The organism is Alkaliphilus serpentinus (genome assembly GCF_009017255.1).
GTDB classification, from domain to species: Bacteria; Bacillota; Clostridia; order Peptostreptococcales; family Natronincolaceae; genus Alkaliphilus_D; species Alkaliphilus_D serpentinus.
In genome coordinates this window covers 152,434-179,346 of record NZ_WBZB01000004.1, presented here as the reverse complement: position 1 = coordinate 179,346, position 26,913 = coordinate 152,434, and the positions used below count along the sequence as shown (strand labels likewise).

General features: G+C 35.8%; 26 protein-coding genes and 1 other RNA gene. 21 read left to right on the top strand and 6 right to left on the bottom strand.

From position 1 onward, the window contains the following. Positions 1-68 precede the first annotated feature (68 nt). From F8153_RS01460 to rpoD, 9 genes are all read left to right on the top strand, one after another. Positions 69-812: a Dps family protein gene (locus tag F8153_RS01460; protein WP_151864567.1), complete on the top strand. Its 744-nt coding sequence runs from the start codon at positions 69-71 to the stop codon at positions 810-812. Between the two features lie 647 nt (positions 813-1,459). After that, positions 1,460-2,233, top strand: a complete 774-nt coding sequence (locus tag F8153_RS01455; protein ID WP_192929601.1) for a shikimate kinase — start codon at positions 1,460-1,462, stop codon at positions 2,231-2,233. A 61-nt stretch (positions 2,234-2,294) separates the two neighbouring features. Continuing rightward, positions 2,295-3,047, top strand: a complete 753-nt coding sequence (locus tag F8153_RS01450; protein ID WP_151864565.1) for a MerR family transcriptional regulator — start codon at positions 2,295-2,297, stop codon at positions 3,045-3,047. A gap of 349 nt (positions 3,048-3,396) precedes the next feature. After that, entirely contained in the window at positions 3,397-3,597 is a 201-nt protein-coding gene (locus tag F8153_RS01445) for a hypothetical protein (RefSeq protein ID WP_151864564.1), read from the top strand. A gap of 290 nt (positions 3,598-3,887) precedes the next feature. After that, complete coding sequence (locus tag F8153_RS16510; protein ID WP_279237100.1) at positions 3,888-4,010, top strand: hypothetical protein; 123 nt, start codon at positions 3,888-3,890, stop codon at positions 4,008-4,010. A gap of 200 nt (positions 4,011-4,210) precedes the next feature. Beyond that, the gene (locus tag F8153_RS01440; RefSeq protein WP_151864592.1) at positions 4,211-5,221 is read left to right on the top strand and encodes a deoxyguanosinetriphosphate triphosphohydrolase; all 1,011 of its coding nucleotides are present in this window, start codon (positions 4,211-4,213) and stop codon (positions 5,219-5,221) included. Between the two features lie 111 nt (positions 5,222-5,332). Then, complete coding sequence (locus tag F8153_RS01435) at positions 5,333-5,791, top strand: YaiI/YqxD family protein (protein ID WP_151864563.1); 459 nt, start codon at positions 5,333-5,335, stop codon at positions 5,789-5,791. 66 nt (positions 5,792-5,857) lie between these two features. After that, on the top strand, positions 5,858-7,675 hold the full coding sequence (gene dnaG / locus F8153_RS01430; RefSeq protein WP_151864562.1) for a DNA primase: 1,818 nt from the start codon (positions 5,858-5,860) through the stop codon (positions 7,673-7,675). Between the two features lie 17 nt (positions 7,676-7,692). After that, complete coding sequence (rpoD, locus tag F8153_RS01425) at positions 7,693-8,796, top strand: RNA polymerase sigma factor RpoD (protein WP_151864561.1); 1,104 nt, start codon at positions 7,693-7,695, stop codon at positions 8,794-8,796. A 67-nt stretch (positions 8,797-8,863) separates the two neighbouring features. Here the strand turns inward: rpoD and F8153_RS01420 are convergent, their stop codons facing one another. Next, positions 8,864-9,058: a hypothetical protein gene (locus F8153_RS01420; RefSeq protein WP_151864560.1), complete on the bottom strand. Its 195-nt coding sequence runs from the start codon at positions 9,056-9,058 to the stop codon at positions 8,864-8,866. Between the two features lie 282 nt (positions 9,059-9,340). On the opposite strand from F8153_RS01420, the gene F8153_RS01415 reads away from it, so the two are divergent. The 4 genes from F8153_RS01415 to rnpB all read left to right on the top strand — a co-directional run bounded on the left by F8153_RS01415 (position 9,341) and on the right by rnpB (position 12,304). Then, positions 9,341-10,051 (top strand): tRNA (adenine(22)-N(1))-methyltransferase, encoded by a 711-nt coding sequence (locus tag F8153_RS01415; RefSeq protein WP_151864559.1) that lies wholly within the window; start codon positions 9,341-9,343, stop codon positions 10,049-10,051. Beyond that, positions 10,027-11,145, top strand: a complete 1,119-nt coding sequence (locus tag F8153_RS01410) for a Nif3-like dinuclear metal center hexameric protein (RefSeq protein WP_151864558.1) — start codon at positions 10,027-10,029, stop codon at positions 11,143-11,145. Before F8153_RS01415 ends, F8153_RS01410 begins: the two co-directional genes overlap by 25 nt. 235 nt (positions 11,146-11,380) lie before the next feature. Next, positions 11,381-11,779 carry a ribonuclease HI family protein gene (locus F8153_RS01405; RefSeq protein WP_151864557.1) on the top strand — a complete coding sequence of 133 codons (399 nt, stop codon included), beginning with the start codon at positions 11,381-11,383 and terminating at the stop codon, positions 11,777-11,779. A gap of 91 nt (positions 11,780-11,870) precedes the next feature. Beyond that, positions 11,871-12,304: RNase P RNA component class A (gene rnpB, locus F8153_RS01400), an RNA gene on the top strand. A 60-nt stretch (positions 12,305-12,364) separates the two neighbouring features. Here rnpB and F8153_RS01395 read toward each other — a convergent pair. Beyond that, a complete protein-coding gene (locus tag F8153_RS01395) occupies positions 12,365-13,951 on the bottom strand; it encodes a MutS-related protein (RefSeq protein WP_151864556.1) in 1,587 nt (528 codons plus the stop codon). A gap of 319 nt (positions 13,952-14,270) precedes the next feature. On the opposite strand from F8153_RS01395, the gene F8153_RS01390 reads away from it, so the two are divergent. The 7 genes from F8153_RS01390 (at position 14,271) to F8153_RS01360 (ending at position 23,795) form a co-directional block, all read left to right on the top strand. Further along, the gene (locus tag F8153_RS01390) at positions 14,271-15,725 is read left to right on the top strand and encodes a PAS domain-containing protein (RefSeq protein WP_151864555.1); all 1,455 of its coding nucleotides are present in this window, start codon (positions 14,271-14,273) and stop codon (positions 15,723-15,725) included. A 34-nt stretch (positions 15,726-15,759) separates the two neighbouring features. Continuing rightward, positions 15,760-17,664 (top strand): ABC transporter substrate-binding protein, encoded by a 1,905-nt coding sequence (locus F8153_RS01385; protein WP_151864554.1) that lies wholly within the window; start codon positions 15,760-15,762, stop codon positions 17,662-17,664. Further along, positions 17,661-18,443: a Na-translocating system protein MpsC family protein gene (locus tag F8153_RS01380; protein WP_151864553.1), complete on the top strand. Its 783-nt coding sequence runs from the start codon at positions 17,661-17,663 to the stop codon at positions 18,441-18,443. Before F8153_RS01385 ends, F8153_RS01380 begins: the two co-directional genes overlap by 4 nt. A 289-nt stretch (positions 18,444-18,732) precedes the next feature. Further along, positions 18,733-20,106: a uracil-xanthine permease family protein gene (locus F8153_RS01375; RefSeq protein WP_151864552.1), complete on the top strand. Its 1,374-nt coding sequence runs from the start codon at positions 18,733-18,735 to the stop codon at positions 20,104-20,106. A 117-nt stretch (positions 20,107-20,223) separates the two neighbouring features. After that, a complete protein-coding gene (locus tag F8153_RS01370; protein ID WP_151864551.1) occupies positions 20,224-21,039 on the top strand; it encodes an FAD binding domain-containing protein in 816 nt (271 codons plus the stop codon). Next, positions 21,017-21,481, top strand: coding sequence for a (2Fe-2S)-binding protein (locus tag F8153_RS01365; RefSeq protein ID WP_151864550.1), 465 nt, complete (start codon positions 21,017-21,019; stop codon positions 21,479-21,481). The genes F8153_RS01370 and F8153_RS01365 overlap by 23 nt, the downstream gene beginning before the upstream one ends. After that, entirely contained in the window at positions 21,468-23,795 is a 2,328-nt protein-coding gene (locus F8153_RS01360; protein WP_151864549.1) for a xanthine dehydrogenase family protein molybdopterin-binding subunit, read from the top strand. Before F8153_RS01365 ends, F8153_RS01360 begins: the two co-directional genes overlap by 14 nt. Positions 23,796-23,816: 21 nt before the next feature. On the opposite strand, the gene F8153_RS01355 is transcribed toward F8153_RS01360, so the two are convergent. The 4 genes from F8153_RS01355 to F8153_RS01340 all read right to left on the bottom strand — a co-directional run bounded on the left by F8153_RS01355 (position 23,817) and on the right by F8153_RS01340 (position 26,594). Then, a complete protein-coding gene (locus tag F8153_RS01355) occupies positions 23,817-24,071 on the bottom strand; it encodes a spore coat protein (protein ID WP_151864548.1) in 255 nt (84 codons plus the stop codon). A 19-nt stretch (positions 24,072-24,090) separates the two neighbouring features. Beyond that, the gene (locus tag F8153_RS16685) at positions 24,091-24,273 is read right to left on the bottom strand and encodes a spore coat protein (protein ID WP_151864547.1); all 183 of its coding nucleotides are present in this window, start codon (positions 24,271-24,273) and stop codon (positions 24,091-24,093) included. 245 nt (positions 24,274-24,518) lie between these two features. Further along, positions 24,519-24,785: a hypothetical protein gene (locus F8153_RS01345; protein WP_151864546.1), complete on the bottom strand. Its 267-nt coding sequence runs from the start codon at positions 24,783-24,785 to the stop codon at positions 24,519-24,521. A gap of 75 nt (positions 24,786-24,860) precedes the next feature. Next, positions 24,861-26,594 carry a flavin monoamine oxidase family protein gene (locus F8153_RS01340; RefSeq protein WP_151864545.1) on the bottom strand — a complete coding sequence of 578 codons (1,734 nt, stop codon included), beginning with the start codon at positions 26,592-26,594 and terminating at the stop codon, positions 24,861-24,863. A gap of 135 nt (positions 26,595-26,729) precedes the next feature. On the opposite strand from F8153_RS01340, the gene ccsA reads away from it, so the two are divergent. Beyond that, complete coding sequence (ccsA, locus tag F8153_RS16680) at positions 26,730-26,891, top strand: cytochrome c biogenesis protein CcsA (protein WP_151864591.1); 162 nt, start codon at positions 26,730-26,732, stop codon at positions 26,889-26,891. Positions 26,892-26,913 lie beyond the last annotated feature (22 nt).

Below are 26,913 nucleotides of genomic sequence, written 5' to 3'. Positions count from 1 at the left end.
TAATTCATGCTGAAAAGGGAAAAATTAAGCAGGATAATTAATTATATAAAAGATTAAGAGGTGGAAACATGCAAAATGAAAATAGTAATGAGATTTTGAACGAGGACTTTAAGAAGGTTAAACAAAACGTAAGTGAGTTTCAAGATGACTTCAAATTATCAAAATCTGGTTTTGACACAACTATGCCAGGACATACAACAAACCACCCACAAAACATGGTTTTACGTCAGGAGCCAAGAACCGTAAGATCTGAAGGGTCTGGGATCAGTCTTCCAGCTGATGTTCGTTTAGAAATGGGGCTAATGCTTGATGATCACTTATGCGCTTTAAATGTCGCGTTACACCAATATACAAAGCATCACTGGTTAACGGAGGGAGCAGAGTCCTTCTTAAGTTTGCATCACTTGTTAGACGAACATATTGATGTTACACAGGATCATATCGATAAAGTCGGTGAGCGAGTAGCAAGATTAGGGGTCGTCCCTACGGCACATCCTGTGACACAACATGAATTATCTTATATCAAACATGAAGTTGAAGGTCGATATACGATGCGTGACTTTTTACGTAATGACCTTGAGCATGAAATAAAAATTCAACATATGTTAAGAAAAACGATTGCACGTGCTCATGAACTTAAGGATTTTGGTACTGTGCAGGTTTTAGAAGAGGTTTTACTTAAGCGTGAAGATTTAGGGTATCATCTATGGAGTGTATTGGAAGATGACTCTTTAGTCAGAGGAATGAAACATTTCTTTGACGGGAATAATGATATCTCTCAAACACGCCCTATCAATCCAAAGATTCAATAACTATAAAATTTCACACTAATAAAATTTATAAGGTATTCTATATATAGAAAGCATCCTTTGAAAGGATGCGAGAAGCACTACATTAACAAGAGACTTTGATTGGAAAGACTAGTTATGAAAGTATAAGAACGAAATTTAAAAGTGTTCCACAATGCGAAAAACGACAATTGGTCTATTTGGATAGCTGCCGCACAAGCATCAATACGTCATTCAAACTAATTGACAACGTCCTCCCGATTTAATTGGAGACGTATACACATAAACCTAGATCTATAACCAAAAACAATTGCACTTTATAGCATCGGCATATGATATCAAAAGTGTTGGGATTAATAGCAAATATTAATAAAAACAAAAAATAAATAGTCTAAAGCCTATAATAGACTATAATATAAAAAGTGTAGGGTATTGAGCTTGATTTCATTAATGACTTTAAGCTTAATACCCTATTTTATTAATGTCTTACATAGAAATGTAATCAGATTGGAATTGATTATATTATTGAATCATTAGACTTATTAAGGTTTAATAATGATGAACCATACCATAAATAATAGCGCTTTTTTTAACCCTCCAGTAAACCACCAGGGTTGCATATAAAAGTATAATTAAATAGCTGACTAATTATATAAAAGGGGGGTATATATGTGAGATATCATCTTAATGAAAGTTTATTGAATGAAGCCCGCAAGGTACTAAAAAATCGAAAAAATATCTTCTGGATTGTTGGGGGTTCTTGTTCAGGGAAAAGTACAGTTGGCAAGACAATTGCTTCAAAATTTAAAATGTTATACTATGATTTGGATGAATATATTTTTGACAAGTATATAAGAAGGTATTCGAAGGAACTACATCCCGCAAGTAGGGAATGGTTTTTTGCTGAAAATCCATTGAATTGGGCCCTATCTTTTTCTTCATGGGAAGAAAATAACGAATTTAATGTTGCTTTAACTGTTGAACAATTAAGTTTGTTTTCTGAGGATGTACAAGAAATAGATCGGGACAAAGCTATATTAGTAGATGGAGGTATAACAAATCCAGCAATCCTTGCAAGAGTGCTAGATGCACATCAAATATGCTGTATCAAGATTGAAGATGATCTTTGCATTAGAATATGGGAGGATTGTAAAGAAAGACAGCCAATGAAAGAAATGATTTTACAGCTACCATCACCCCAGGAAAAGTGGAGTAAGTTTTTAGACACCAATGTCTTAATGAATCGGCAAATAGAAACAGAGTGCAGGGAAAATGGAATAAAAATACTCTATAGAAAAGATAAAACTACTGTTGACGACATGGCTAATGAAATTTCAACCTTGTTTTTAAAAGTAATTACAGAAATCACAGGAAAAGTATTAATAGAACTAATACGAATGAATTACTATAAAATTTCTACAAAATTATTTTTAAATTCACCATAAATTACCACGAAATTCTATGAAATATCTGTTTACAAATGAGATTCTGTAAGGAGGTTTTATCATGAAGCATTATAAGACGTCAGAGATTGCCAATTTGGTTTGCGTTCATCCCAATACAGTAAGGTTGTATGAAAAATGGAAATTGCTACAACCAGTTTCTAGAAACTGTAAAGGGTACCGCCTCTATACAGAAGATCATTTAGAGCAGATGCATCTTGCAAGAATAGCTCTAAGATGTGATTTTATAGAGGGTAACATACGAAGTTTAGCTACAGCCATTGTAAAGAAGGCGGCACAAGGGGAGCTAAAAAAGGCTTTAGATATGGCCTATGACTATACAACTCATATTCAAAATGAATTAACTAAGGCTGAAGAAGCATTGGAAATAATATCTAAATGGCTAAAAGATGAATCAATAGTAGAGGAAGAAACGTATATAAAAAGAAAAAATGTTGCTAACTCACTAAATATCTCCATAGATGTTCTAAGAGACTGGGAAAGAAATGGGCTAATTAAGGTTCCTAGGAGCCCCAGTAATAACTATAGAATCTATGGTGCTTATGAAATTAGACGTCTAAAAGTCATCCGTACTCTAAGAAATGCTAATTATAGTATGATGTCTATACTTCGTATGTTTAAGTATATTGATGAGGGAAAGGGCAGTGATGTTAAAGAAATAATTGATACTCCATCTCTAGAAGAAGACATAATTAGTGCTACTGATCGGTGGATCACAACATTAATAGAGACTTTAGAGAACGCTGAGGAAGTAATTGTACAACTTCAAATGATGATTGAGTCAAAGGAAACCTAGAATTCCCTAAGTATAAACAAATTAACTCAGTGAATTTTATGGAGAGATGTTGTTATGAACATTACACATACGCCAAAGGATCAATGAACAATGTGGATATAGAGTTGTTATGTGACTTGGTTAAAGCGTTAAAGTATATTATCTGTAATATCCTTTGATGGTGTGCCTTCAACGTATGAAGTAGTTAAAAAGTGTTTATCTGTGTGATACGGTATCTAGGATTTATGAAATGGATAAAACAACTAATGAGTTATTTAGTACAAGGATTCTTCAAGAGACATCAAAGGAGCGACCTTCAATAATTCCTTTGTCAGGAATAAAAAATGGGTAGACTGTTTCTGTTTCAGCCTTGATTCAAATAGAAGAAGAGACCTATGGAGTATGCTGTCTTGGTGCAGTTAACGAGGAGGGTTATTTATTAGAATTAACCTTGAAGGAGACATTAAGGATAGCTAAAGAAAAGTGGGCAGCTGTAGTGTTTATTCATGCCCTAGAGGAGAGGGTACAAATGTTTGAAAGTATAGGGTTTAAAACGCTAAAGAAGATATAATTAAATTAGAAACTTATGATAGCAGTAAAACTGCTGATGGCGACAACGGAACATCACGCTAACGCCTCGTTGTTTTGGTTTCTCATAGGCCATAGAACACTAATAGGGTAAAGTTGCATATAGTAGAAGGGTTGATGGTGGATAACTAGTTTTCTGCCTGAAGGAAATAATTATTTACTCAACTTATGAGCTTAGTACTTTAAAAGTGTATCATAATAGTAAAAATAGTAAATGGTCTGTTTTGTTAGCCGCTGCCCAGGCGGCCTTAAGGAGTCAGGGATAGTTATATAATGCAAAAAGGATTTGAAGTTGCTTCAAATCCTTTTTCTTTTAATATCTATGATATTGAGAATTTTATGGGGCTACCGATTTTATCTAGAGGCATTAATCCCTATAGGAGAATGATTTCTTAATATAAAATTGCTGATTAATTAGGTCTTAACTGGCCATAAATCGCTATTTTTCATAGATTACCCCTATTCAACTGTATAAAATTCTGATAAATGTTAACAGTAGGTAATAAATAGAAAAAATGTTCGGTCATAAGAAGGTTTTTTTTGCCTAAAGGGAGTATATATATAGTAAGAACTTTGTGAAGGGATTTGAAGAGTATATGGAAAATCTTAGAAATCAGACAGAGAAAATGGAAGGTGAGTATCTTTCTGAATATGCTCAATTAAGTGTAAATTCAAAGGGACGTAAGCTTCAAGAGGAAGAATGTGAAATAAGAACAGCCTATCAAAGAGATCGCGATCGAATAATCCATTCAAAATCCTTCCGTGCCCTTAAGGAAAAAACTCAGGTATTCATTGTAAAGGATGATTTTTTTAGAACAAGATTAAGCCATACCCTAGAGGTTAGCCAAATAGCCCGAACCATTGCAAGGGCCTTAAGGCTAAATGAAGATTTAGTGGAGGCCGTCGCTTTAGGACATGATCTTGGACATACCTGCTTTGGCCATAGTGGAGAAGAGGTGCTTCATAATATAACTGGAGATTTTAAGCATAATCACCAGAGTTTAAGGGTAATAGATATATTAGAAGGGGATGATAGGGGCTTGAATTTAACCTATGAGGTAAGGGATGGAATCCTAAATCATACAGGAAAAGTTTCTCCTGTCACATTAGAAGGGAAGCTGGTTAAGCTTATAGATACTATAACCTATTTATGCCATGACATTCAAGATAGCATTAGTGCAGGAATTTTGAAGGAAACCGACATTCCCCATAGCTTTATTAGGATTTTAGGGGACACCCATAGCAAAAGGATTAATACCTTCGTAAAGGACATTATATATGAAACCTCTGAAGCTCTACAGAATGGAAAACCAATTGAAATTTATCAGAGCCAACAACTAAAGGAGGCTACACTAAATTTAAGGGAGTTCATGTTTAAAAATGTTTATAATGGGGAAATTTGCCTAAGAGAAAAGGAAAAGGCAACCTTTATTGTGAGAACGCTATTTGATTATTTTTCATCTAATCCAAATGAAATGCCATTAGAATATATCAAGAGACTATCGGTAGATGATTTGAAACGGGTTGTTACAGACTGTATTGCAGGAGCCACAGATGCCTATGCTATAAGGCTTTTTCAAAGCAAATTTGTTCCATCACCAAAGTAAAAAACTACCTTCTATTGAATTATCAGAATATATTTTTTTTCATGTATTGGAAGGATTTAAGAAGATTTATGTCGAATAAAATTCACCATGCTATAAAGAAGGGTTATTAAAATGAAAGTTATTGTTGATGCAGATGCTTGTCCTGTTAAGGATATTATCATTAAGCTGTGTAAAAAATATGAAATTGATACAATTTTCATCCATAGTATTAGCCATATACCCCGTGACGAGGACTCCTATGTTAAGAGAATCGTCGTTGATAATTCTCCTCAGGCAGCGGATATGGCTATCGTTAACTATATGGGTAAGGATGATTTGGTAGTTACTGCAGATACTGGTTTAGCTGCAATTGTATTAGGAAGAGGTGGTTATGCCCTCAACCCTTGGGGAGATTTTTATACCAATGAAAATATAGAAGAGCTTTTAGAGAAGAGACATTTTCATCAGAAGGTTTTAGCAGCCGGAGGAAGGATAAAAGGACCTTCAAAAAGGAAGAAGTCTGATAATAATCGTTTTTCAACGGTTCTAGATAATTTTTTGCAAAAAATTAACCAAATCACTACTAAATAGAAGGACTTTATTAATGAAAACCGAACTATAATAGTATTAAAAGTAAATAAAAATTAGGTGGTATATATGGGAAATCTTTTTCCTGAAGAGTTTATTGAAGATGTTAAAGCCAGCAGCGATATATCAAATGTTATATCTAATTATATATCTATTAAAGCTTCGGGTGCTAATTATAAGGCCCTTTGCCCCTTTCATAGAGAGAAAACTCCATCCTTTATGATTAATCCACAAAAACAAATATATAAGTGTTTTGGATGTGGAGAAGGTGGAAATGTTATCAACTTTGTTATGAAAATAGAAAATATTGATTTTATTGAGGCTGTAAAGCTTCTAGCCCAAAGGGCTAACATCCCCCTTCCCGAGATGAATATATCTGAAAAAGATAAGCAGCTACTTCAACAAAGGTTGGAATTGTATGATATTAATAGAGAAGCAGCTAGATTTTTTTATTTAAATCTGAAGAAGAAGGGGAATAATGCTAAGGAATATCTAAAGGAAAGAGGAATCAGCCAAGAAGTTATGAAATCCTTTGGCCTTGGATATGCACCCCACTCATGGGATGACCTACTTAAATATTTGAAAAAAGCAGGATATAAAGAAGACCGAATTCTTCTATCAGGCTTAATCGTACCTAAAAAAGAGAAAAAAGAATATTATGATCGCTTTAGAAATAGAATTATTTTTCCAATATTTGATGCAAGGGGTAATGTAATAGCCTTTGGGGGAAGAGTTATGGATAATAGTCTACCCAAATACTTAAATTCACCTGAAACCCCAGTTTTTAATAAAAGCGATACATTATATGCTTTAAATATAGCAAGAAAAAACATAACCGATAATAGAATGATTCTGGTAGAAGGATATATGGATGTAATTGCCCTTCATCAGTATGGCTTTAAAAATTGTGTAGCAACTTTAGGTACTTCTTTAACAAAGGGACATGCTATAAAACTTAAAAAGTATTGCAATGAAGTGATTATCTGCTTTGATGGAGATGAGGCAGGAGAAAAGGCAACCCTTAGAAGTCTGGAAATATTCAAAGAAGTTGATTTAAATTCACGAGTCTTAATTATACCAGATGAACTAGATCCAGATGACTATCTAAGAGAAAATGGAAGCAAGGTTTTTAAGGAACAAATTGACTCAGCAATAAGTCTTATAGATTATAAGATTATTTTAGCAAAAAGAAAACACAATTTAACCGAGGCAGAAGGCAAAATTAAGTTCATTAAAGAATTAGCAAAAATCATGAGAGATATCAGCAGTCCTGTTGAAAGGGAAGTATATATCAATAAAATTCAAAAAGAAACAGGGATTAATGAAGATACCATTTTTTTAGAAATTTATGGTAGGCAAAGGAAAAAAGGCCTTGACAATAATCAAAAGTATAGTTATATAAACAAAAGAGATAATAAATATATAGAAGCCATAACACCAGTTGAAGGTAAAGGTCACATTGTTGCTGAAAAACAATTGCTAAAGGCAATGCTTACACAAGATAACATTATACCTTTTTTCAAAAACAAACTAAACCCAGAGGACTTTTCAATTGGAAAACATCAGATATTAGCCAATTATTTAATCAATAATGACCAGGCTCCTGATAGAGTTACATTGGAAAATCAATTTCCAGATATGGAGGCTGACATTAAAGAAATATATAATACAGATATTGAGCATATTGATATAGAAAAGGCTTTGGCAAAATATATTAGTAATCTTAAAAAATTCAAGCTCTTATATCAAATAAAACAATTACATCAACAACAAGATCAATTGACTAGAGAGAATAAATTAAATAAGGAAGAGGTCGAGAAGGAATTGCTAAAAATTGGTGTTGAAATTATGAGATTAAACTCAGAGATACAGAAGCTACAGCTTTAAGGAAAGGAGGGGACAAAATGAGTAATCCACAGGAAAACAAAAAAGAATCAGTAGTAAAACTGATTGAAAAAGGCAAGAAAAGAGGAATGGTTACCTACTCAGAAGTAATGGATGCTTTAGAGGATATTATCTTAGATAAAGACCAAGTTGATGAAATATACGACCATTTGGCAACGATGGGGATTGATATTGTAGGAGATAAAGAAGACATAGATATTGATGAACCAGATATTGATGGTGAAGTTATACCCGAGGAGAACCTAGAGGATGATGTAGCTTTACTTAAGGGTGTAAATATTGATGATCCTGTAAGAATGTATTTAAAGGAAATCGGAAAGGTTCCATTGCTGTCAGGTGAGGAAGAAATCCTGTTGGCAAAAAGAATGGAAGCTGGAGATGAAGATGCCAAGAAACGTTTAGTAGAGGCCAACCTTAGACTAGTAGTTAGTATTGCCAAACGTTATGTAGGTAGAGGAATGCTTTTTCTAGATCTTATTCAAGAGGGTAATCTAGGACTCATCAAAGCTGTTGAAAAGTTTGACTTCCGAAAGGGATTCAAGTTTAGTACCTATGCCACCTGGTGGATTCGTCAAGCTATAACAAGAGCAATTGCTGATCAAGCTAGAACTATAAGAATACCAGTTCATATGGTTGAAACCATCAATAAGCTTATTAGAGTTTCCCGTCAACTCCTTCAGGAGCTAGGAAGAGAGCCTAAACCCGAAGAAATCGCAAAAGAAATGGATCTTTCAGAAGACAAAGTTCGAGAAATTTTAAAAATTGCTCAGGAGCCAGTCTCCCTAGAAACACCTATTGGGGAGGAAGAGGATAGCCATTTAGGCGATTTTATACCAGATGATGATGCTCCTGCTCCAGCTGAAGCAGCTGCATTTTCATTGTTAAAGGAGCAGTTAATTGAGGTATTAGATACCCTAACACCTAGGGAGCAGAAAGTTCTTCGACTTCGTTTTGGCTTAGATGATGGTAGAGCTAGAACCCTAGAAGAGGTTGGTAAGAAATTTGATGTAACTAGGGAACGTATCAGACAGATAGAAGCCAAAGCATTAAGAAAGCTTAGACATCCAAGTAGAAGTAAGAAGCTAAAGGATTATCTTGAATAAGCTTAATAAATATTAAAAAAAATTAGATTCGCCTTGGCGAATCTATTATTTTAATATTTTAAGGAAGCTACCAGTATTTTTTTTCCTTAGCATACTCAATTTTTTTCTTTTTCTCCTTTTCAGTTTCTTCTTCGTCTACTTGGTCCTGTAGGATATGCATGATTTGATCAGCTTCTTCTTCCCATTCCTGAGTTCTTCCACCCCATTGAAACCTAATCATATCTTCAGGGGGTGTAACTTTTTTTCTTTTTTTATCAGTCAATGATAAAACCTCCCTTTAATGTAGATGTTGAATGTTGAATGTTAAATGTTGAATTATTGAATCTTCGATACATCGAAGAAATTCATATGATTAAAGTAAAAGAAATAAAAACTAGATAATAAATACAAGATAACCGATAAAGAAATCAATTATAGACTAATTTTAGTTAAATGTAATCTTTATTTGCTTAGATGGGCAAAGGAAAATCCAACATTAATTTAACATTTAACATTTAACATTCAACATTGGTTACATATATTTTTTAATAAAGGAGTTCTATTTATGCAGGTAAAACTTACACCAAGGCTTAAAAAAATAGCTGAAATGGTACCTAAATCTTCCATAGTAGCGGATATTGGAACGGATCATGGTTATATTTCAATATATTTAGTTAAAAACAAAATCTGCCCCATGGTTATTGCCAGTGATGTAAATAAAAAGCCCCTCCAGTCTGCAATGGAAAATATAAAGTTCAATGGACTAGAGGATAAAATCATTACTAGGCTAGGAAGTGGACTAGAGGTTTTAAAGCCTAATGAGGTGGATACCATAATTATTGCTGGGATGGGTGGATTGTTAATTGCTGAGTTGCTGGATAGGTGCCCTGATGTTACAAAGACAGTCAATACCTTTATACTGCAGCCGATGCAGGCCCAGGAGCAGCTGAGGGCCTATCTTGTTGATAAGGGTTATAAAATAGAAGAGGACAACCTAGTTAAGGAAGATCACAAGATATATGAGGTTTTAAGGGTTACAAGGGGCCACCAGGTGGTGGAGGATGAAATCTTCTTTGAAATAGGTTTTCAAATATACCAAAACCCCTTACCCCTTGCCAAAGAGTTTTTATTGGTTAAATTGAGAATATTAGAGGATATAATTCAACAGGTGAAGAATAGAGACTCAGAGGAGGTTATAGTAAAATATAAAGCCACTATGGAAAAATTCAATAAGATTCAGGAGGTGTTATTGTGTCTACGAGGGTTAAAGAAATAGTAGATTTGATGGAAACCTTTGCCCCCAGTAAAGAGTCCATGTCTTGGGATAATGTAGGACTTCAGGTGGGTAGCTTAAATCATCGTTTAAAGAAGGTATTAGTCTGTCTAGATGTGAATGAGGCTGTTATAGATGAAGCAATAGAAGTAGGAGCCAATATGATCATAGCCCATCATCCGTTGATTTTCAAGGCAATGGCAAAGATCTCTGAGGAGGATGTTAAGGGCAAAATTATTTCTAAAGCTATCAAGAATAATATATCTATTTATGTCTCCCACACCAATATAGATATTGTCGATGGGGGGTTAAATGATTATATTGTATATAAACTTGGACTATCCAATACAACCATTTTAGATATAGAAGATGTTGAAAAACTCTATAAGCTGGCTGTATTTGTTCCCACCAGCTATACCGAGGTATTGGCGGAGGCAATGGCAGCAGCTGGGGGTGGACATATCGGAAATTATAGTCATTGTAGCTTTAGAACCTCGGGAATAGGTACCTTTAAGCCCTTAGAAGGTAGCCAACCCTTTATAGGCAACAAGGGTCAGCTTGAAAGGGTTGAGGAGGTAAAGCTTGAAGCAATTGTGAGGGAAAAGGATTTAACAGTGGTATTAAATGAAATATTAAGGTCCCACCCCTACGAAGAGGTTGCCTATGATATTTATCCCTTGCATAATGAAGGAAGGCTAAATGGAGCAGGGAGGATTGCTACTTTAGAAAATTCGATGCTTTTATCTCTGTTTGTTGAGGGAATAAAGGCCTCTTTAAACTTAGATAAGGTTAAGGTGGCTGGTGATGTAAATAGCAATATTGTAAAAGTTGCTGTTGTCAACGGAAGTGGTGGAGATTACATAAAGGCCGCCATTAAGGCCAAATGTGATTGTCTGATAACCGGTGATATTAAGTTTCATGATGCCCAGATGGCCTTAGACCATGGACTCAATATAATTGATATTGGTCACTATGAATCCGAAATCCCCTTTATTGAAATGGTTACTGAATATCTTCAAAATACATTAGTACATAAAAAAATCCAAGTGGTGGTTATTCCATCACAGGTTTATAGTAATCCCTTTCAAATCTTATAGATAAAGATTATAAATGTTAAATGTTTAATGTTAAATGTTGAATTAAGGAGGCTTCGATTAACCGAAGCTATTTTATGAAATAAAAAAATTATGAAGAATTAAAAAAGGTTGTAAAAAATGATTTAGAATAAAAGAAATTTGCATTCATGTAAATTTTTCAATCATTCAACATTCAACATTCAACATTCAACATTCAACATTCATAATTCATCATTTCTAATGGAGGTGTTTTCAAATGAAGGCTATCATGTATAGCGATGGTGGAGCTAGGGGTAATCCTGGGACTGCCGGAATTGGAGTATTAATTGAAGATGAGGCAGGAAATCCAATTAAGGAAATCAGTCAGTTCCTTGGTGTTCAAACCAATAACGTGGCTGAATATAAAGCCTTAAGCAGGGGGCTGGAGGTAGCCCTTGATATGGGCATTACGGATATAACCTGCTATTTAGATAGTGAGCTGGTGGTTAAGCAAATTAAGGGAGAATATAAGGTGAAAAATGAGGGATTAATTCCCTTATATAACATGATTAAGCCCTTGATTAAAGACTTTAATAGTTTTAAAATAGAACATATAAGAAGAGAGCAAAATAAAAAGGCTGATAAATTAGCCAATGAAGCTATGGATCGAGGGTAAGATGATTTAACTCATTTACAGAATTTGCATTTTGACAGATGACGATTATTGTGATAAGATTATATCTCGTGACAGAGAAAAGTAAATATAGTGAGTAAATCAGATGGTCGCGGGGGCATTTATTGCCAACGAGGAAAGTCCGAGCTCCATAGGGCAGGGTGCTGGGTAATACCCAGTGGAGGTGACTCCAAGGAAAGTGCAACAGAGAGATACCGCCACTAGAGGTTAGAGGTCAGAGATCAGAAGCCAGATTTAAGGGAAAAGCTTTAAAGAAATCGTTCATTTCAGGCTACTGCTTTCCGACTTCTAACTTCTAGTAGGTAAGGGTGGAAAGGTGAGGTAAGAGCTCACCAGCAGCTAGGTGACTAGCTGGCTATGTAAACCCCACCTGGAGCAAGACCAAGTAGGGACAAAAAAGCGGCTGCCCGTCGTGTCCCGTGGTAGGTTGCTTGAGCCGTCTGGCAACAGCCGGCCTAGACAGATGACCGTCAAATACAGAACTCGGCTTATAGATTTGCTCGCTATTTCATTATAAACACTCCTATTAGAGTGTTTTTTTATTTAATAAAAACCTTGTTCTGTTTGTTATTGCCACTTACCCTCTTCCATATAGACCTTAGCTCGGTTATCTGCCTGTTGTATAATAGCATCCTCAAAGCCCATAATACTTAGGAGCTTTATGGCATTCCTACTGGTGGTTGGCCCTTCCCTAAGCTTATAATCAAAAAGCATTTCCCCTGCTAAAATCTCCTCTTGAAAATGAACCTGACGATAATATTGAGATAAAAGCTGACAAAGCTCAAGGTCATGGGTGGCAGCAAGACATAACACAGACCTTTTCGCTAGGGTTTTTAATACTTCGCTTGAGGCAGCTATTCTTTCTATGGTATTGGTGCCCCTTAAAATCTCGTCAATGATACATAATATATTGCGATGATCCTTAGAAGCCTCTACAATTCGCTTAAGGGATTTAATTTCGGCTATGTAATAGCTTTCGCCAGCCTCTAAATCATCCTTTATGGCCATAGAGGAGTAGAGTCTTAGGGGAGTTCCTGTATAGTCATCTGCAATGGCAGTACAAATACTTTGACTTAGTAATAAATTTATTCCAACGGTTTTAATATAGGTTGATTTACCAGAGGCATTAGAGCCAGTAACTAGTATAGAATTTATCATAATCAAATCATTTGGAACACAATCCTTGACTAGGGGATGCCTTAGGCCTTTGGCCTTTAAATAGGATTTAGTGTTAGAGCTAAAATCGATGCTGGGGACGGAATAATCCTCAACACTCCTTCTAAAGGATGCAACAGCAATGGCTGTATCAACCTTGCCAAGATATTCATGAATTAGGAATATATCATCATGGTTCTTAGCAAGCTTCTTTTTCAAGTACTCGTAGGTGATAAGGTCAACCATCAACCAACTGGATAGTATTTCTAAAACATCATTACCAGAGGTAATGCTAACATCACCAACTCTGATGATGGCTTTTAGCTTATGAACGGTTTCTATCATGGGCTTTATAATTTCCTTTAGCTTACTATGGTTTATTTTACTAATCTTATAAGCAGCTAGAACCATTGCAGCGGCATAATTAACCGTAACGACATCTTTATAGATGTCTTTTCGCATACATTCTCTTATTAGAGGGTTTACAATGGCAAAAAAAATTAGGGGAGGGATGGCCATTTTAGTATAGGAAAAAGCGATAAGACAGGTGAGCAAGCCTAAAACCAGAAACAAGTACAAGGCCAGTTTGGAGGGAGCAGAGGTATTGGATTTAAAAACCTCACAGATGTTGGCCACCCTTTCTCTGCCAAGCTTATACAAAATAACACTAAGGTCCCTTCTTAAACCTTCATCCTCCTCAACCACATCAATTAAATTTTGACGCTCCCTATAGGTTTCTGCATTGATGGCGGGGCTCCTTAAGGTATAGTACAGGTAGTGTTCTCCCGAAGTAGATAATCCAAGATTCATTCTCTTGTAAACATCATCCATATTCAAATCATTCCATGTAAGATCATCAATTAAAAATTCATCCTTATCATGATTGAGCCTATGTTCATAATACTTTTTAATACCATCCATATCCCCTGGTTTATATTCCAATTTAGGAATTCTTCCAAAATTATCTTTTAGTATCTGAATTATTTTACTTTTTCTCATAGATCCTCCTTAAGAAGAGGTCATAGACCTCAAATAGAAAGGGACATCCCTTTGTGATCTCCCTTATTAGAATTTTCTGTTACAATGGAAACTACCTCATTAGGTTACCATATTTTTCAACACCCTACAATAGCAGATATTTCACTTAAGCCTATTTCTTCTTGTAACTAGCCTTCTTCTAATCAATAACACTATACCCGATATAAATAGACAGTAAATACATAAAACCAACTTTTTGCTACTTTGTTTGTCAAATACTTTATAATTTTTAGTGAAGGATATATAATTAAAGTATTAGACTGGAAATGAGGATGATAAAATGATTGATAAGTTAGATCAATATAAATTAGATTTTGACGATTTGATTGAAGTATTTCCATCTGCCCTATACGTTATAAAGGATTATAAAATCATAGACTGCAATTCAGCTGCTCTGCAGTTATTTGGTTATGAAAAAAAAGTAGAGGTAATAGGATTAGGCCCCTATGAGCTATCTCCGGAGCTCCAGCCCGATGGAAGGTATTCTAATGAAAAGGGAAAGGATATAGTAGACAAAGCCCTTATTAGTGAAAAACCAATAGAATTTCAGTGGACCCATCTTAAAAAAAATGGCCACAGCTTTGTTACAGATATTCGTATCACCAATAGAAATGGCCTTTTGTTTGCGGTTATTTTCGATATTGATCATCAAGAAAAGATTAAGAATCAGCTGGCTGAAAAGAATAAGATTTATCAGCTATTATTTGAGAACAATAAATCGGTGATGCTATTAATAAACTCTATGACAGGAAGAATTGTTAAAGTCAATAGGGCTACAATTGAATATTATGGCTATTCTGAAGAAGAACTTCTTAGTATGAAGATTGCTGAGATTAATACCCTCAGTGAGAAGGAAGTTAAGGAGGAAATGATTAGAGCTAAAAAAGAAGATCGAAACTGTTTCGAGTTTACCCATAGGTTAGCCAATGGTGAATTAAGGGATGTTGAGGTTCACAGCTTTCCTATAGAAATTGACAATGAGTCTTTATTGTTTTCTATTATACATGATGTTTCAGAGATAAGAAGTCAGAAGCTGATGTTTGACACCTTATTTTTTGATTCCCCTGATGCTGTTGCAATACTAAATAAGGATCAAAAAATCGTTAATATCAATCGCAACTTTACCAATCTCTTTCAGTATTATCTTGAGGATGTAAAGGATGGACATATTGCAGAATTTGTATCCACTATTGACTCCGAAAAGCAAGTTGTTAGAAATATCCAATTACTCTATCAAGGAGAAATCATCAAGCAGGAGGGAATAAGAAGAAGAAAGGATGGCAAATTATTATATGTAGAAATTATCTGCTATCCAATAGTGAGCCATAATGCCATTGTCGGTGCCTATATTATTTATTTAGATATAACAGCTAAAAAGGCCAGTGAGAGGCAGCTAAATACATTTAGAAAGATCTTAGAGTATAGCTCTGAGGGATTGATTTTGACTGATGCCGATGGAAACATTACATGGGTTAATAATGCCTTTATAAAAATAACAGGCTACTCTTTAATTGATGTGATTGGTAAGAAAACCAATATACTGAAATCTGGATACTATGAGGATAGCTTCTATAGGGATATGTGGAAGGAACTTCAAACAAAGGGTGAGTGGAGGGGTGAGATAACCAATATAAGCAAAAGAGGACTGAAAATAAGGGTACTGCTTACTATTAGAGGAATTACGGATGAGAATAATAAAACTACCCATTATGTTGGTTCCTATAGAAAGCTATAGTTCATGAATGAATAAAAACCGTTAGGGTGACATTATGGAAAACAAAAGGATTAATGTATGGTGTTGGAAAGGGTTATTAAATTTAACAATTATATTTACCATTTTCTTTGTAGAAATGGGGACAGTTTATGGAAAAGCACCTGAAAAGGTTACCCTACAGCTACGATGGGATCACCAATTTCAATTTGCTGGTTATTATGCAGCCAATTGGCTAGGTTTCTATGAAGAAGAAGGCCTAGAAGTAGAGATTTTGCCTGGATTTTCTGAGGATAGAAAAATACACTATGCAACCCAAGAGGTGGCTGAAGGTAGGGCGCATTTTGGTGTGGGAGCTGTGGACACCCTTATAGCCAGAAACCAAGGTTATGAGTTTTCAATAGTGGCTTCAATTTTTCAACGGAGTCCTGTTGAATTTTATATGCTGGAGGAAACCCCCTTTTACTCTCTAGTAGATTTAGTTGATTTAAATACTGCGAGAAGAAAAAATGATTTACTGGATATTGAGCTTCAAGCAATGCTGTTAAAAGAAGGGATAAATCCAGATCAGTTGGAGGTTTATGATGAGGATTTGGATTTTTCAATAAAGGACCTTACCTTATATAGATTTGATGTGATTCCAGGTTATTTGGGGACAATTTCTTATTATGCTGAAAAAGCCGATGTGGATTTAAAGGTTATTAGGCCTATAGACTATGGAATAGATTTTTATGGAGATTCTTTGTTCACAAGGAAGACATTAGCTGATTCAAAACCAGAGATGGTGGAGGCCTTTAAGAGGGCAAGCTTAAAGGGGTGGGTATATGCCCTTGAGAATCCTGAAGAAATTATTAAAAGAATGGTTGAAGAATATGGAGAAACCGTCGGCAGAACCCATAGGAATTACTATGAATTTAATAAATTTCAGGCTGAAAGGGTAGAAGCCTATACCCTCTATCCCGTGGTTGAGATTGGAAATATTAACCCCCATAGATGGGCTGCAATGGAGGATGCATTACTTAAGTTAGATTTATTAAAAGAGGAAATTAACTGGGATGAATTTATATTTGATTACGAGAGAATAGAAAATCAAAGAAGGGAAAGACAAGATGCTTTTTTGCTTATATTCTCAGTAGCTACAGCAATTTTTTTAGTAATACTTTTAGTCATTCATATAACTGCAAAAAACACCATGAGACAGTTGGAAATCATGGTTCAAAGGGAGTTAAAGGAGAATCAAAAAAAGGAAGCCTTGATCATTTATCAGGCTAAACTGGCTGCTATGGGGGAGATGATTGCAAACATAGCCCATCAATGGAGACAGCCTTTAAATAACTTGGGTTTAGTATTGGCTAATATTGAAGATTCCTATAGACACAATGAATTAGATGGGGATTACTTAAATTCCTCTATTGAGAGATCGAAAAAATTAATCACAAAGATGTCAGAGACAATTGACGACTTTCGCTACTTTCTTAAGCCTCAAACCAATATGGATTACTTTAATATATATGATAGTATTATCAGTGTGCTAGAGCTATTGGAGGAAAATTTGAAGTTTAATAGTATTCATGTTGATTTGAAAAAAAACGCTGATGCTGTTGTATACGGGTATGGTAATCAATTCTCTCAGGCTATATTTAATATTATCAGCAACTCAATCGATGCTTTAAGTAACGGTGCTATGCAAAATAAGGAAATTAGAATATCTATAGATATAGAAAAGGATAGGTCAATAATCGAGATATGGGATAATGGAGGGGGAATTGATCCATCTATAGGAGAAAGAATATTTGAAATTTATTTTACAACCAAGAATGAGGGTAAAGGTACCGGTCTAGGCTTATACATCACTAAAATGATTATTGAGAACAATATGAAGGGTGTAATTTATTGGAAAAACCAACAAAATGGCCTCTTATTGAGACTTGAGATACCACCGAGTAGGGGGGGAGTAAGGTGAGTAAGGAGAAATTGGATAATTTACTATGTAATTTACAGCTATTATATGTAGAGGATGAAGAATTTACCAGAGGAGAGCTTTCGAAATTTCTTAAACGCAGGGTAGGTAAGCTGTATTGCTGTGAAAATGGCCAAGAGGGGTTGGCTATATATAAAGAGCGTAATCCAGATTTAATTATAACGGATTTAAAAATGCCCCTTATGGATGGCTTAGAGATGGTAAAGATGATCAGAAATATTGGGGGCAATACACCAGTAATCATTATTTCTGCCCTTTCCGATAGTGAAACTATTTTACAAGCAGTGGATTTGGGGATTGTTAAATATGTGGTAAAGCCTGTAGATACCAATACTTTAATTGATGCTATGAAGGAATTAGCAGCCAACATTTTGAAGGAGAAGATGAATAAAACCATTGTAAATAATATCTATGTACTTAGTAAAGAGGAAAAAATTGAACTAGAAAAAAAGGTTGCCAGCGAAATTGCCTATTTTATTAAGAGCTATACCGGCAAAGGGCCCCAATATGTTCAAGCCTTCATACAAGGAAATGAGATAACCGCTAAGGCTTTAGGAGTGTTGACGGTTTATGAAGCTAGCTTAATAGCCAATAGAAAGAATTACAGCCTCGTTGATTATAATAGGAGTCTTTTATATCGGGAATACAAAACCATTCTTGAAAAATCCATTGGTGATATTGTGGGAAGTGATTGCAAATTGTTGGAGTTTGAGGCAGATTCCCTCCATAATATGGATAAGATAACGTTTTCATTTTTTTAGTTGATTTTTTAATAGTCTATATGCTATACTGTATTTAAGCTAATAAAACCGTCATAGATATAGATTCTATAGACTATCACGGAGAAAAATTACAACTTAATAAGGCAATGACAATAATTAAAGAAAGCAAGTTCTGTTAGTCTTTAATAGGTCAGTATAAAGGAATGAAAAATTCTTTTGTGCTGACCTTTTTTATTTTCTCTAAGTACAACAATAACTAAGTTCTTCAGGAGGTGGGTTAAAAATTAATCAGTAAGTATTGATTTAACAAATTAAAGGGGGAAGAAAAATGAAAATCGAAAAGAAGATTCGTAAAACTAATGACACCTCTGTATATGAGCTGGATGGCAAACCACCATTGAGGGAAGCTATTCCCTTAGGTATGCAACATATCTTGGCAATGTTTGTTGGGAATGTAACGGTTCCAATTATTATTGCCGGTTTATTAGGATTTGATGTTGCACAGAAGACAATGCTTATTCAATATGCAATGTTTGTTGCTGGTATTGTAACTATGATACAATTGTATCCAATCGGAAGAATTGGGGCTAAACTACCTATAGTAATGGGAACGAGTTTTGGTTTTTTACCAACATGTATTGCCATTGGAAAATCCTTTGGATTGGCGGGTATATTAGGTGCTCAATTTGTTGGGGGTTTCTTCTGCGGAATTTTAGGTTTATTTTTAAAGCCTCTTCGTAAATTCTTCCCTCCATTGGTTACAGGGACCGTATTGTTAACAATAGGACTATCTCTATTGCCAACGGGGATAACGGCTATGGCTGGTGGAGCCGGGGCAGCAGATTTTGGCTCTTTTACTAACCTATTTATTGCCTTTGTTGTTTTAATCACAGTTGTGTACTTTAGACAATTTACAAAAGGCTTCAGTAGTATGGCCGCAATACTTATCGGAATAATTGTTGGATATATAGTTGCGTTAGCCTTTGGGAAAGTAAGCTTTGATGCAGTTGCTCAAGCCGGCTGGTTTTCATTGCCCAAGCCCTTAGTTTTCGGAATGACCTTCCATTGGGAGGCAATTGCAGCAATGCTCATTATGTATATAGTCACAACTGTAGAGACAGTTGGAGATATTTCAGGTATTACAATGGGTGGAGCAGGCCGAGAAGCTACTGACCGTGAGCTATCAGGTGGAATCATATCTAATGGTCTTGGAAGCTCCTTTGCAGCAATCTTTGGAGCCCTCCCTAATACCTCTTATAGTCAAAATGTTGGTTTAATATCCTTAACTGGAGTTATGAGCAGGTTCGTAGTAGCTTTAGGTGCAAGCTTTTTAATTATTGCAGGATTGTTTCCGAAGCTAGGAGCTTTAGTAACTACAATTCCTCAATCAGTTTTAGGGGGAGCTACAATTGTAATGTTCTCCATGATAGCTGTTACCGGTATTGCACTTATAAGTAAATCTGAGTTAAATCAAAGAAATCTTTTAACTGTAGGTTTAGCATTAGCCCTTGGTTTGGGTGTAACTTCAGTTCCTAATGCTTTACAACACTTTCCAGAATCCGTTAGGTTAATTTTCGGAGGTTCAGGTATAGTAATAGCTTGTATAGTAGCATTAGTTCTTAATATCATTTTGCCTCAAGAGTTGGGTAAGAGTTTGTTTGGAAAGCATGAACAACAAGAGGGTGCAAAGGCTAACAACTAATGATTAGGGATTAAAGTGGAATACCTAGGTGTTGAATTAAGATGAGCAAAACTTAAATTCTTCTACCTTGGTATTCTTTATTTGTTATAATATATATAAAGGATAGGGGTGAAATCTATGATTAGTATAAAAGAGTATATTGCACCAAAATCAATTGAAGAGGCATATAACTTATTAGTAAGTAATAAAGGATGCACCCTGATTGGTGGAGGAGCCTTTCTAAGAATGGGAGCTAAGTCTATTTCCCTGGCAATTGACTTATCTAAGGCTGGGCTATCCTATGTAGAGGAAAAGGAAGAAACCTTTGAAATTGGAGCTATGACCACCTTTGGCGATATAGAAAGGCATAAAGGATTAAATAAAGTTTTTAATAACTTATTGGCAAGGTCTGTAGGGGATATCGTTGGAGTACAATTAAGAAATCTTGTCACTGTAGGTGGAACAGTATATTCACGATATGGATTTTCAGATCCCATCACTGCTTTGTTGGTGCTGGAAACCGATGTTAAGCTATATAAGCAAGGTATTATTCCTTTAAGGGACTTTTTAATAAAGGGCAGTAAAGAAAGGGATATATTAGAGGCTATTATCATTAAGAAGACTGGAAGGATTGCCTCCTTCCAGTCTATGAGGAACTCTAAGGGAGATTATGCCATATTAAATTTGGCCTTATCTATGAAGGATGGAAGCTATAGTATAGCCGTTGGAGCAAGACCCAATAGAGGGATCCTTGCCACAAAAACCATGGACTTTTTAAAGGGTAAAGAGTTGTCAAAGGAAGTATTAACTGAGGCAACTGATATCATTGCTGAAGAAATCATCTTTGGATCAAATACTAGGGGTAGTGAAGCCTATAGGAGGCAGATTTGTAAGGTCCTTCTAAAAAGAGCCCTGGAGGAGGTAAAAGGATATGACAATAAAAGTGAAGATTAACGGGGTAACAAAATCCTTTGAAATCCAACCCGACGATTTTTTAATAGATGTTTTACGTAGCAATGGATATTTAGCCGTTAAGCAGGGATGTGATACAGGAACCTGTGGAGTTTGTACAATACATCTAGATGGAAAGGCGGTATTGTCCTGTGTTGTTTTAGCAGCTAAGGCTGATGGTTGTGAGATAACCACCATTGAAGGAGTTCAATCTGAGGCTGAAAGGATCGGCAACTATTTAATATCTGAGGGTGTAGACCAATGTGGATATTGTAGTTCTGGCACTATAATGAGTATATTATACTTAGAAAGGTGCATAAAAGAACCCACAGATGAGGAAATCCTTCATTATTTAAATGGAAATCTATGCAGATGTACGGGATATTCAGGACAATTAAGGGCCATCAAGAGGTATATGGAGGCGAAGAAGAATGAAAGAGGTTAAAAGCTCTATAAATAAAAAGGATGGAATGGCCTTGATAAAGGGTAGACCAGTATATACAGATGATTTGGCTCCAAAGGATGCCTTAATTGTAAAGGTGTTAAGAAGTCCCCATGCCTTTGCTAGAATTAAGAAGATCAACACATCCATTGCCGAAAAGGTTCCAGGAGTTGAATGTATCTTTACCCACGAAAATATCATCAGAAAACCCTTTACTAGGGCAGGACAATGCTATCCAGAGCTGTCTCCCTATGATAAGTTTTTATTAGATGAATATGTAAGACACGTTGGGGATGATGTTGCTATAGTGGCAGCTGTAAATGAAAAGACTGCCAACAAGGCTATGAGGCTTATAAAGGTAGAGTACGAAATTTTAGAACCAGTTCTAGATTATGAGAAGGCTGAGGAGTGTGGAATCTTAGTTCACCCCGAAAAGGATATTTTCTCCAAGCTAGATGTAGGCTTTGATAGAGAACGAAATACTGTATGTAAAGTAGATTTATCCCTAGGAAATCTAGAAAAGGCCCTGGAAGAAAGCGATATTGTATTAAGAAGAACCTTTAAGACACAAGCCCAAGCCCAAGGAATGATGGAAACCCAAAGAACCTATACCTATTTAGATGAATATGATCGTTTGGTAGTGGTTACATCAACCCAAATTCCCTTTCATGTAAGAAGAATCTTAGCAAATGCCTTAGATTTCCCTACCAATAAGATCAGGGTAATTAAGCCACGAATTGGTGGAGGCTTTGGCTCTAAGCAAACAGCCCATTCAGAATTCTATCCTGCTTTGGTAACATTAAAGACAGGGAAACCTGCTAAAATTGTCTATTCAAGAAAAGAGGTTTTTAGAGGAACCACATCAAGGCATCAAATGAGATTTCACATCACTGTTGGCGCTACCAAGGATGGCAGAATAAAAGCCATTGAAATAGACGGAATTTCCGACACTGGGGCCTATGGAGAACATGCTCAAACCACCTTTTCGGCAGCGGGAAAAAAGGTATTAACCCTTTACAACAAGGTGGAAGCCTGTAAATTTTCTGGTAAGGCAGTATACACAAATCATGTCCCAGGCGGAGCCCTAAGGGGTTTTGGAGTAACCCAAGGAACCTTTGCCTTAGAATCAACAATCAACGAGCTGGCCAAGGAGCTCAATATGGATCCTGTTGAGATTAGAGAAATGAATATGATTAAGAAGGGTGAAACCACACCTTTATATAATATGATTACTAAAGGTGCAGGTCCTGAGCCTATTCCTATGGATAGTTGTATGCTTGAATACTGTGTTAAACGAGGTAAGGAACTGATCAACTGGGATAGTAAGTATCCATCTGAAAGAATCAGCTCAACAAAGGTAAGGGGGGTAGGAATGGCCATTGCCCAACAGGGTTCTGGTTTACCCAACATAGATATGGCTTCTGCAACCCTTAAGCTTAATGATGATGGTTTCTTTACCCTTTTAACCGGAGCCACAGATATCGGTACAGGAAGTGACACCATATTGGCACAAATAGCTGCTGAAACCCTTGGTGTAGAAACCGAGACCATTAACGTTTATGCCTCAGATACTGATGTAACCCCCTTCGATAGTGGGGCCTATGCCTCTAGCACCACCTATACTACAGGGAACGCAGTGATAAAGGCAGCTGAAAATATGAAGGCAGAGATTATACAATTAAGTGCTGAATACTTTAAAACCCAAGAAGAAAATATTCAGTTTGACGGAAAAAATATTACCCGAATTGATAATGGGGAATCCATAAGTCTTAAGGATTTCTCTCAGAAAATCACCTATAATATTCTTCATCAGCAGCTAATTACCACAGGATCCTTTGTACCAAAGAAGGCGGCTCCTCCATATATGGCAGGTTTTGCTGAGGTTGAGGTAGATTTGGAAACAGGAAAGGTTAATCTGATAGATTTTATCGGTGTAGTTGATTGTGGTACTCCAATAAATCCTATGCTGGCTAAAATTCAAGCAGAGGGTGGTATTGTCCAAGGAATTGGAATGGCATTATTTGAAGAGGTAAAATATAGTGAAGCAGGAAGATTGATGACGGACACCTTTATGGAGTATAAGTTGCCTACAAGAAGAGACATTGGCAACATCCATGTTGAATTAGCTGAAGGCTATGATGAGACTGGCCCCTACGGAGCTAAGTCCATAGGTGAGGTCGTAATCAATACTGTTTCACCTGCCATAACCGATGCCATATATAATGCATGCGGTGTAAGAATTAGAGAGCTACCAGCAACTCCTGAAAAGGTATTTTTAAACTTACAAAAAAACCCCTCAATAAATGATAAAGAATAGGACCTATATTAGGTCCTGTTTTTATTGCATTCCCTGATTCAACTGATTTTTTACCTGCATCATATCCTGTTGATTTGCTGGTTGGGCAGCTTTATAATAATTCTTTTGTTCTGCAATTTGATATAAGTTATATTGAAACTGCTCATCCCCATTTCTCATTTGTTGAAGGGTTTGTCTAAGGTTTTGGTTGGAGCATTCACCTATTGCTCTTGTATAGTCACTCATACCTGCCTTAGTCATACTTAGCACATCATTTACCATATCTTTTTCTTGCATGGGTTATCCTCCTCTATTTTTATAGGAATGTCATTAGTCTTTGAACATTTTGTTGAGCTGATTGAGCGCTTTGCTGAAACATTTGTTTAATTTGTGGGTCTTGGCACTGATTAGCATAGTCAGTTAACTTTCTAGACATAGTTTGATGGCTACCAATGAGATGCCTTAAGTTTTGTAATTCTAATTGGTTCAACTGGTTCATGAAGATACTCCTCTCTAATGTTTTTTCTTTTGATACTCTATCCTTTTTTATTATCTCTAACAGAATAATTTATATACTTTAAGAAAAGGAATACCATATGGAAAATAATGCTTCAATTTTCAGCCTTTGGGATAGGTGGCAGTAAAGGAAGTAGCGGAGGTTGCTCTAAGGCTAAAGAATGTGGTGGCTGAGGGATATAGAGGCCTTAATTAAGGCTTATACTATGGAAAATCATATATTCTTGGTTAGATAGTACTAAAAACCCCCCCACCTTCACCTATACTGATGATAAAATCCAAATTGATACTAGGAGTAATAAAGATTTTAAGCTGAGCTGAAGCTGCCAATCTTCTTGTACCCGGACTATACTCTAAATTAAAGGGTATACGGCTTTTTATTAGCAGTGAGATTGCAGCATTTAATTGAGCTATTTGAAGATTTTTAGAGGTTAATAATTGAGTAAATACATCGGATGCTAATAGTGTTAGTACTTCCTTCTGGTAGTTAGCCATTAAAGCCCCCCATTTCAACTAAGGTGATATATAATATTTTATGACTTTAGGTGGCATCTTTGTTACAGTTATTTATTATCGATACACCTTACAGAACCTTGCGATGCTATTGGCTGCCAGCATTCCACTTTGTAAAGCCCCCTGCATCCAACTCCTAGACACTGAAACATGCTCTCCAGCAAAAAATAATCGATTATTGTACTCAGCCGCTATAGCTACCTTTGAAAAATCAACCTTTTGTTGAGGCATATAAAAGGTTACCCCCCCCAATGACCAAGGATGATTATTCCATAAAAGGCTCTTAGAATCCAGTACTATAGAGTCTAAACTATTAAATGGTAGACCATGAACCTTTTCAACCTGTTCCTTAATAATTTCAATTCTGTGGGATTCTGGGAAGTTTCCTAGCCTAACTGCATCCTGAGTCCAATTATAGCTGCCAGTAATAACTCCTGGCTGATATGGGTTATAGCCTTTATGAAAAGACCATTTACAGGCAGGTGATTGGAAAGGACCCATGTTGATGTATCCCTCATTTTTTTCTCTTCCATTGGAGGGGTACCAAATTGTATTAATAACCATATCGGTGGTAGATCCTCCTCCAAGAATCCTTTCATCTGGTAATCCCATTTCCCAAAATCGATAATTACATAAGAGGATGGTTTTCTGAGCCGCCGATAGGTTAATTTGTCTGATGGCTTCCATTTTTTTGGTTGAAAATAGAGGATTTAGATTGATAAGCCTAAGATTAGAAAAGGGAAGGGCACAGATGACGTAATCGAAGTAATCTGTACCTTCTATACCACTTGCTGATACTTTGTAGCTGATGCCGATAGAGTGATTTCTTTCATTCTGATGAATTCCTACTACCCCATGTCCGGGTCGCCAAAAAATTTTACCAATATCCCCTTGGGAAATAAAAGAGTATTCCTTTGGGAAGTCATTTAATAAGGAACTCAATAAGGATTTTGGAAGATTTACCATTCCTCCGATTATTTCATATAGGTAAGTAAAGCTGAGGGGGTATATTTCATGTAAAATTTCAAAGTAGCTATTATATAGGAAGGCACCTATAAAGGGATTAACACTGCTTAGCATGGATATTGCACCTTGACTCAGCCCCGAAACCTCCAATTTTTCCTTTACATTTAAAGAATCAGCATAAACAATTTCCTCTGAATATACCTCTTTAATCTCTAGAATTTCCCTCCTTATTTTAGGGCTCATTTTTAGTAGATACTCTTCAAGGCCTTCTGCTTCAAGCTGAGGCCATTCTTTGGACCTTTCTTCTCTGGTCATATCAAAAAAGGGATAAATGTATTTTTGCACCGCCTCTGGCCTATTTCTAACCCTAGTATCCATTACATAATGAAAGGTATTTATATTGGTTTGGGCAAATGGCCGGGTTTTTAAACCAAACAAATCTATGTAATGCCAAGTTGTTTCGTGACTAACGGGAATTCTCATGGGACCCAACTCACCATAAAGATTTTTCACCTTATCAAAATAATGGGTATATACCCTACCGCCAACACGATCTTCCTCTCCTTCAAAAATTGTGATATTAAAGCCTAGCTTTCTCAGTTCAAAGGCTGCAGAAAGGCCCGCTAACCCTCCACCTAGTATAGCTACCTTAATATTTTTACAGGATCCAGCTGGTAGAATTGTTGTAATCTCACCAGGGGGACCCAATAACTCGATAATATTATCGAAGTCTTCTGGCCTTCTATTTTCAATTAAAGCAGTTTTTAATAGTTTGTAGCGTTCTTGAGGTGTTGGGTTATTGGTCATTGTAGGTTTAGTTATCATTTTGATCTCTCCTTAAATATATGAATACAGTACTAATCTATTAAAATATATGCTCCTATCAGAACTTATATCTGAAAAAACTTTTAAATTAACCTATAGTATAAATAATTTTTGATTTATATCTTATACTATTAAATACTTAGAATAGTAGCAGTATATTTACATTTAAGGCTACGGAGGGGTTGGAGAGATAAAAAAACAGCTTGGTTTGCTATTTTAGGCTTTGCTTCCATTCTTTTTACCTATATAGGTGTAAACACCATTTTATCAGGCTATCATTCCTATGCAATTATATGACTAAGTGTGATATAATATATAA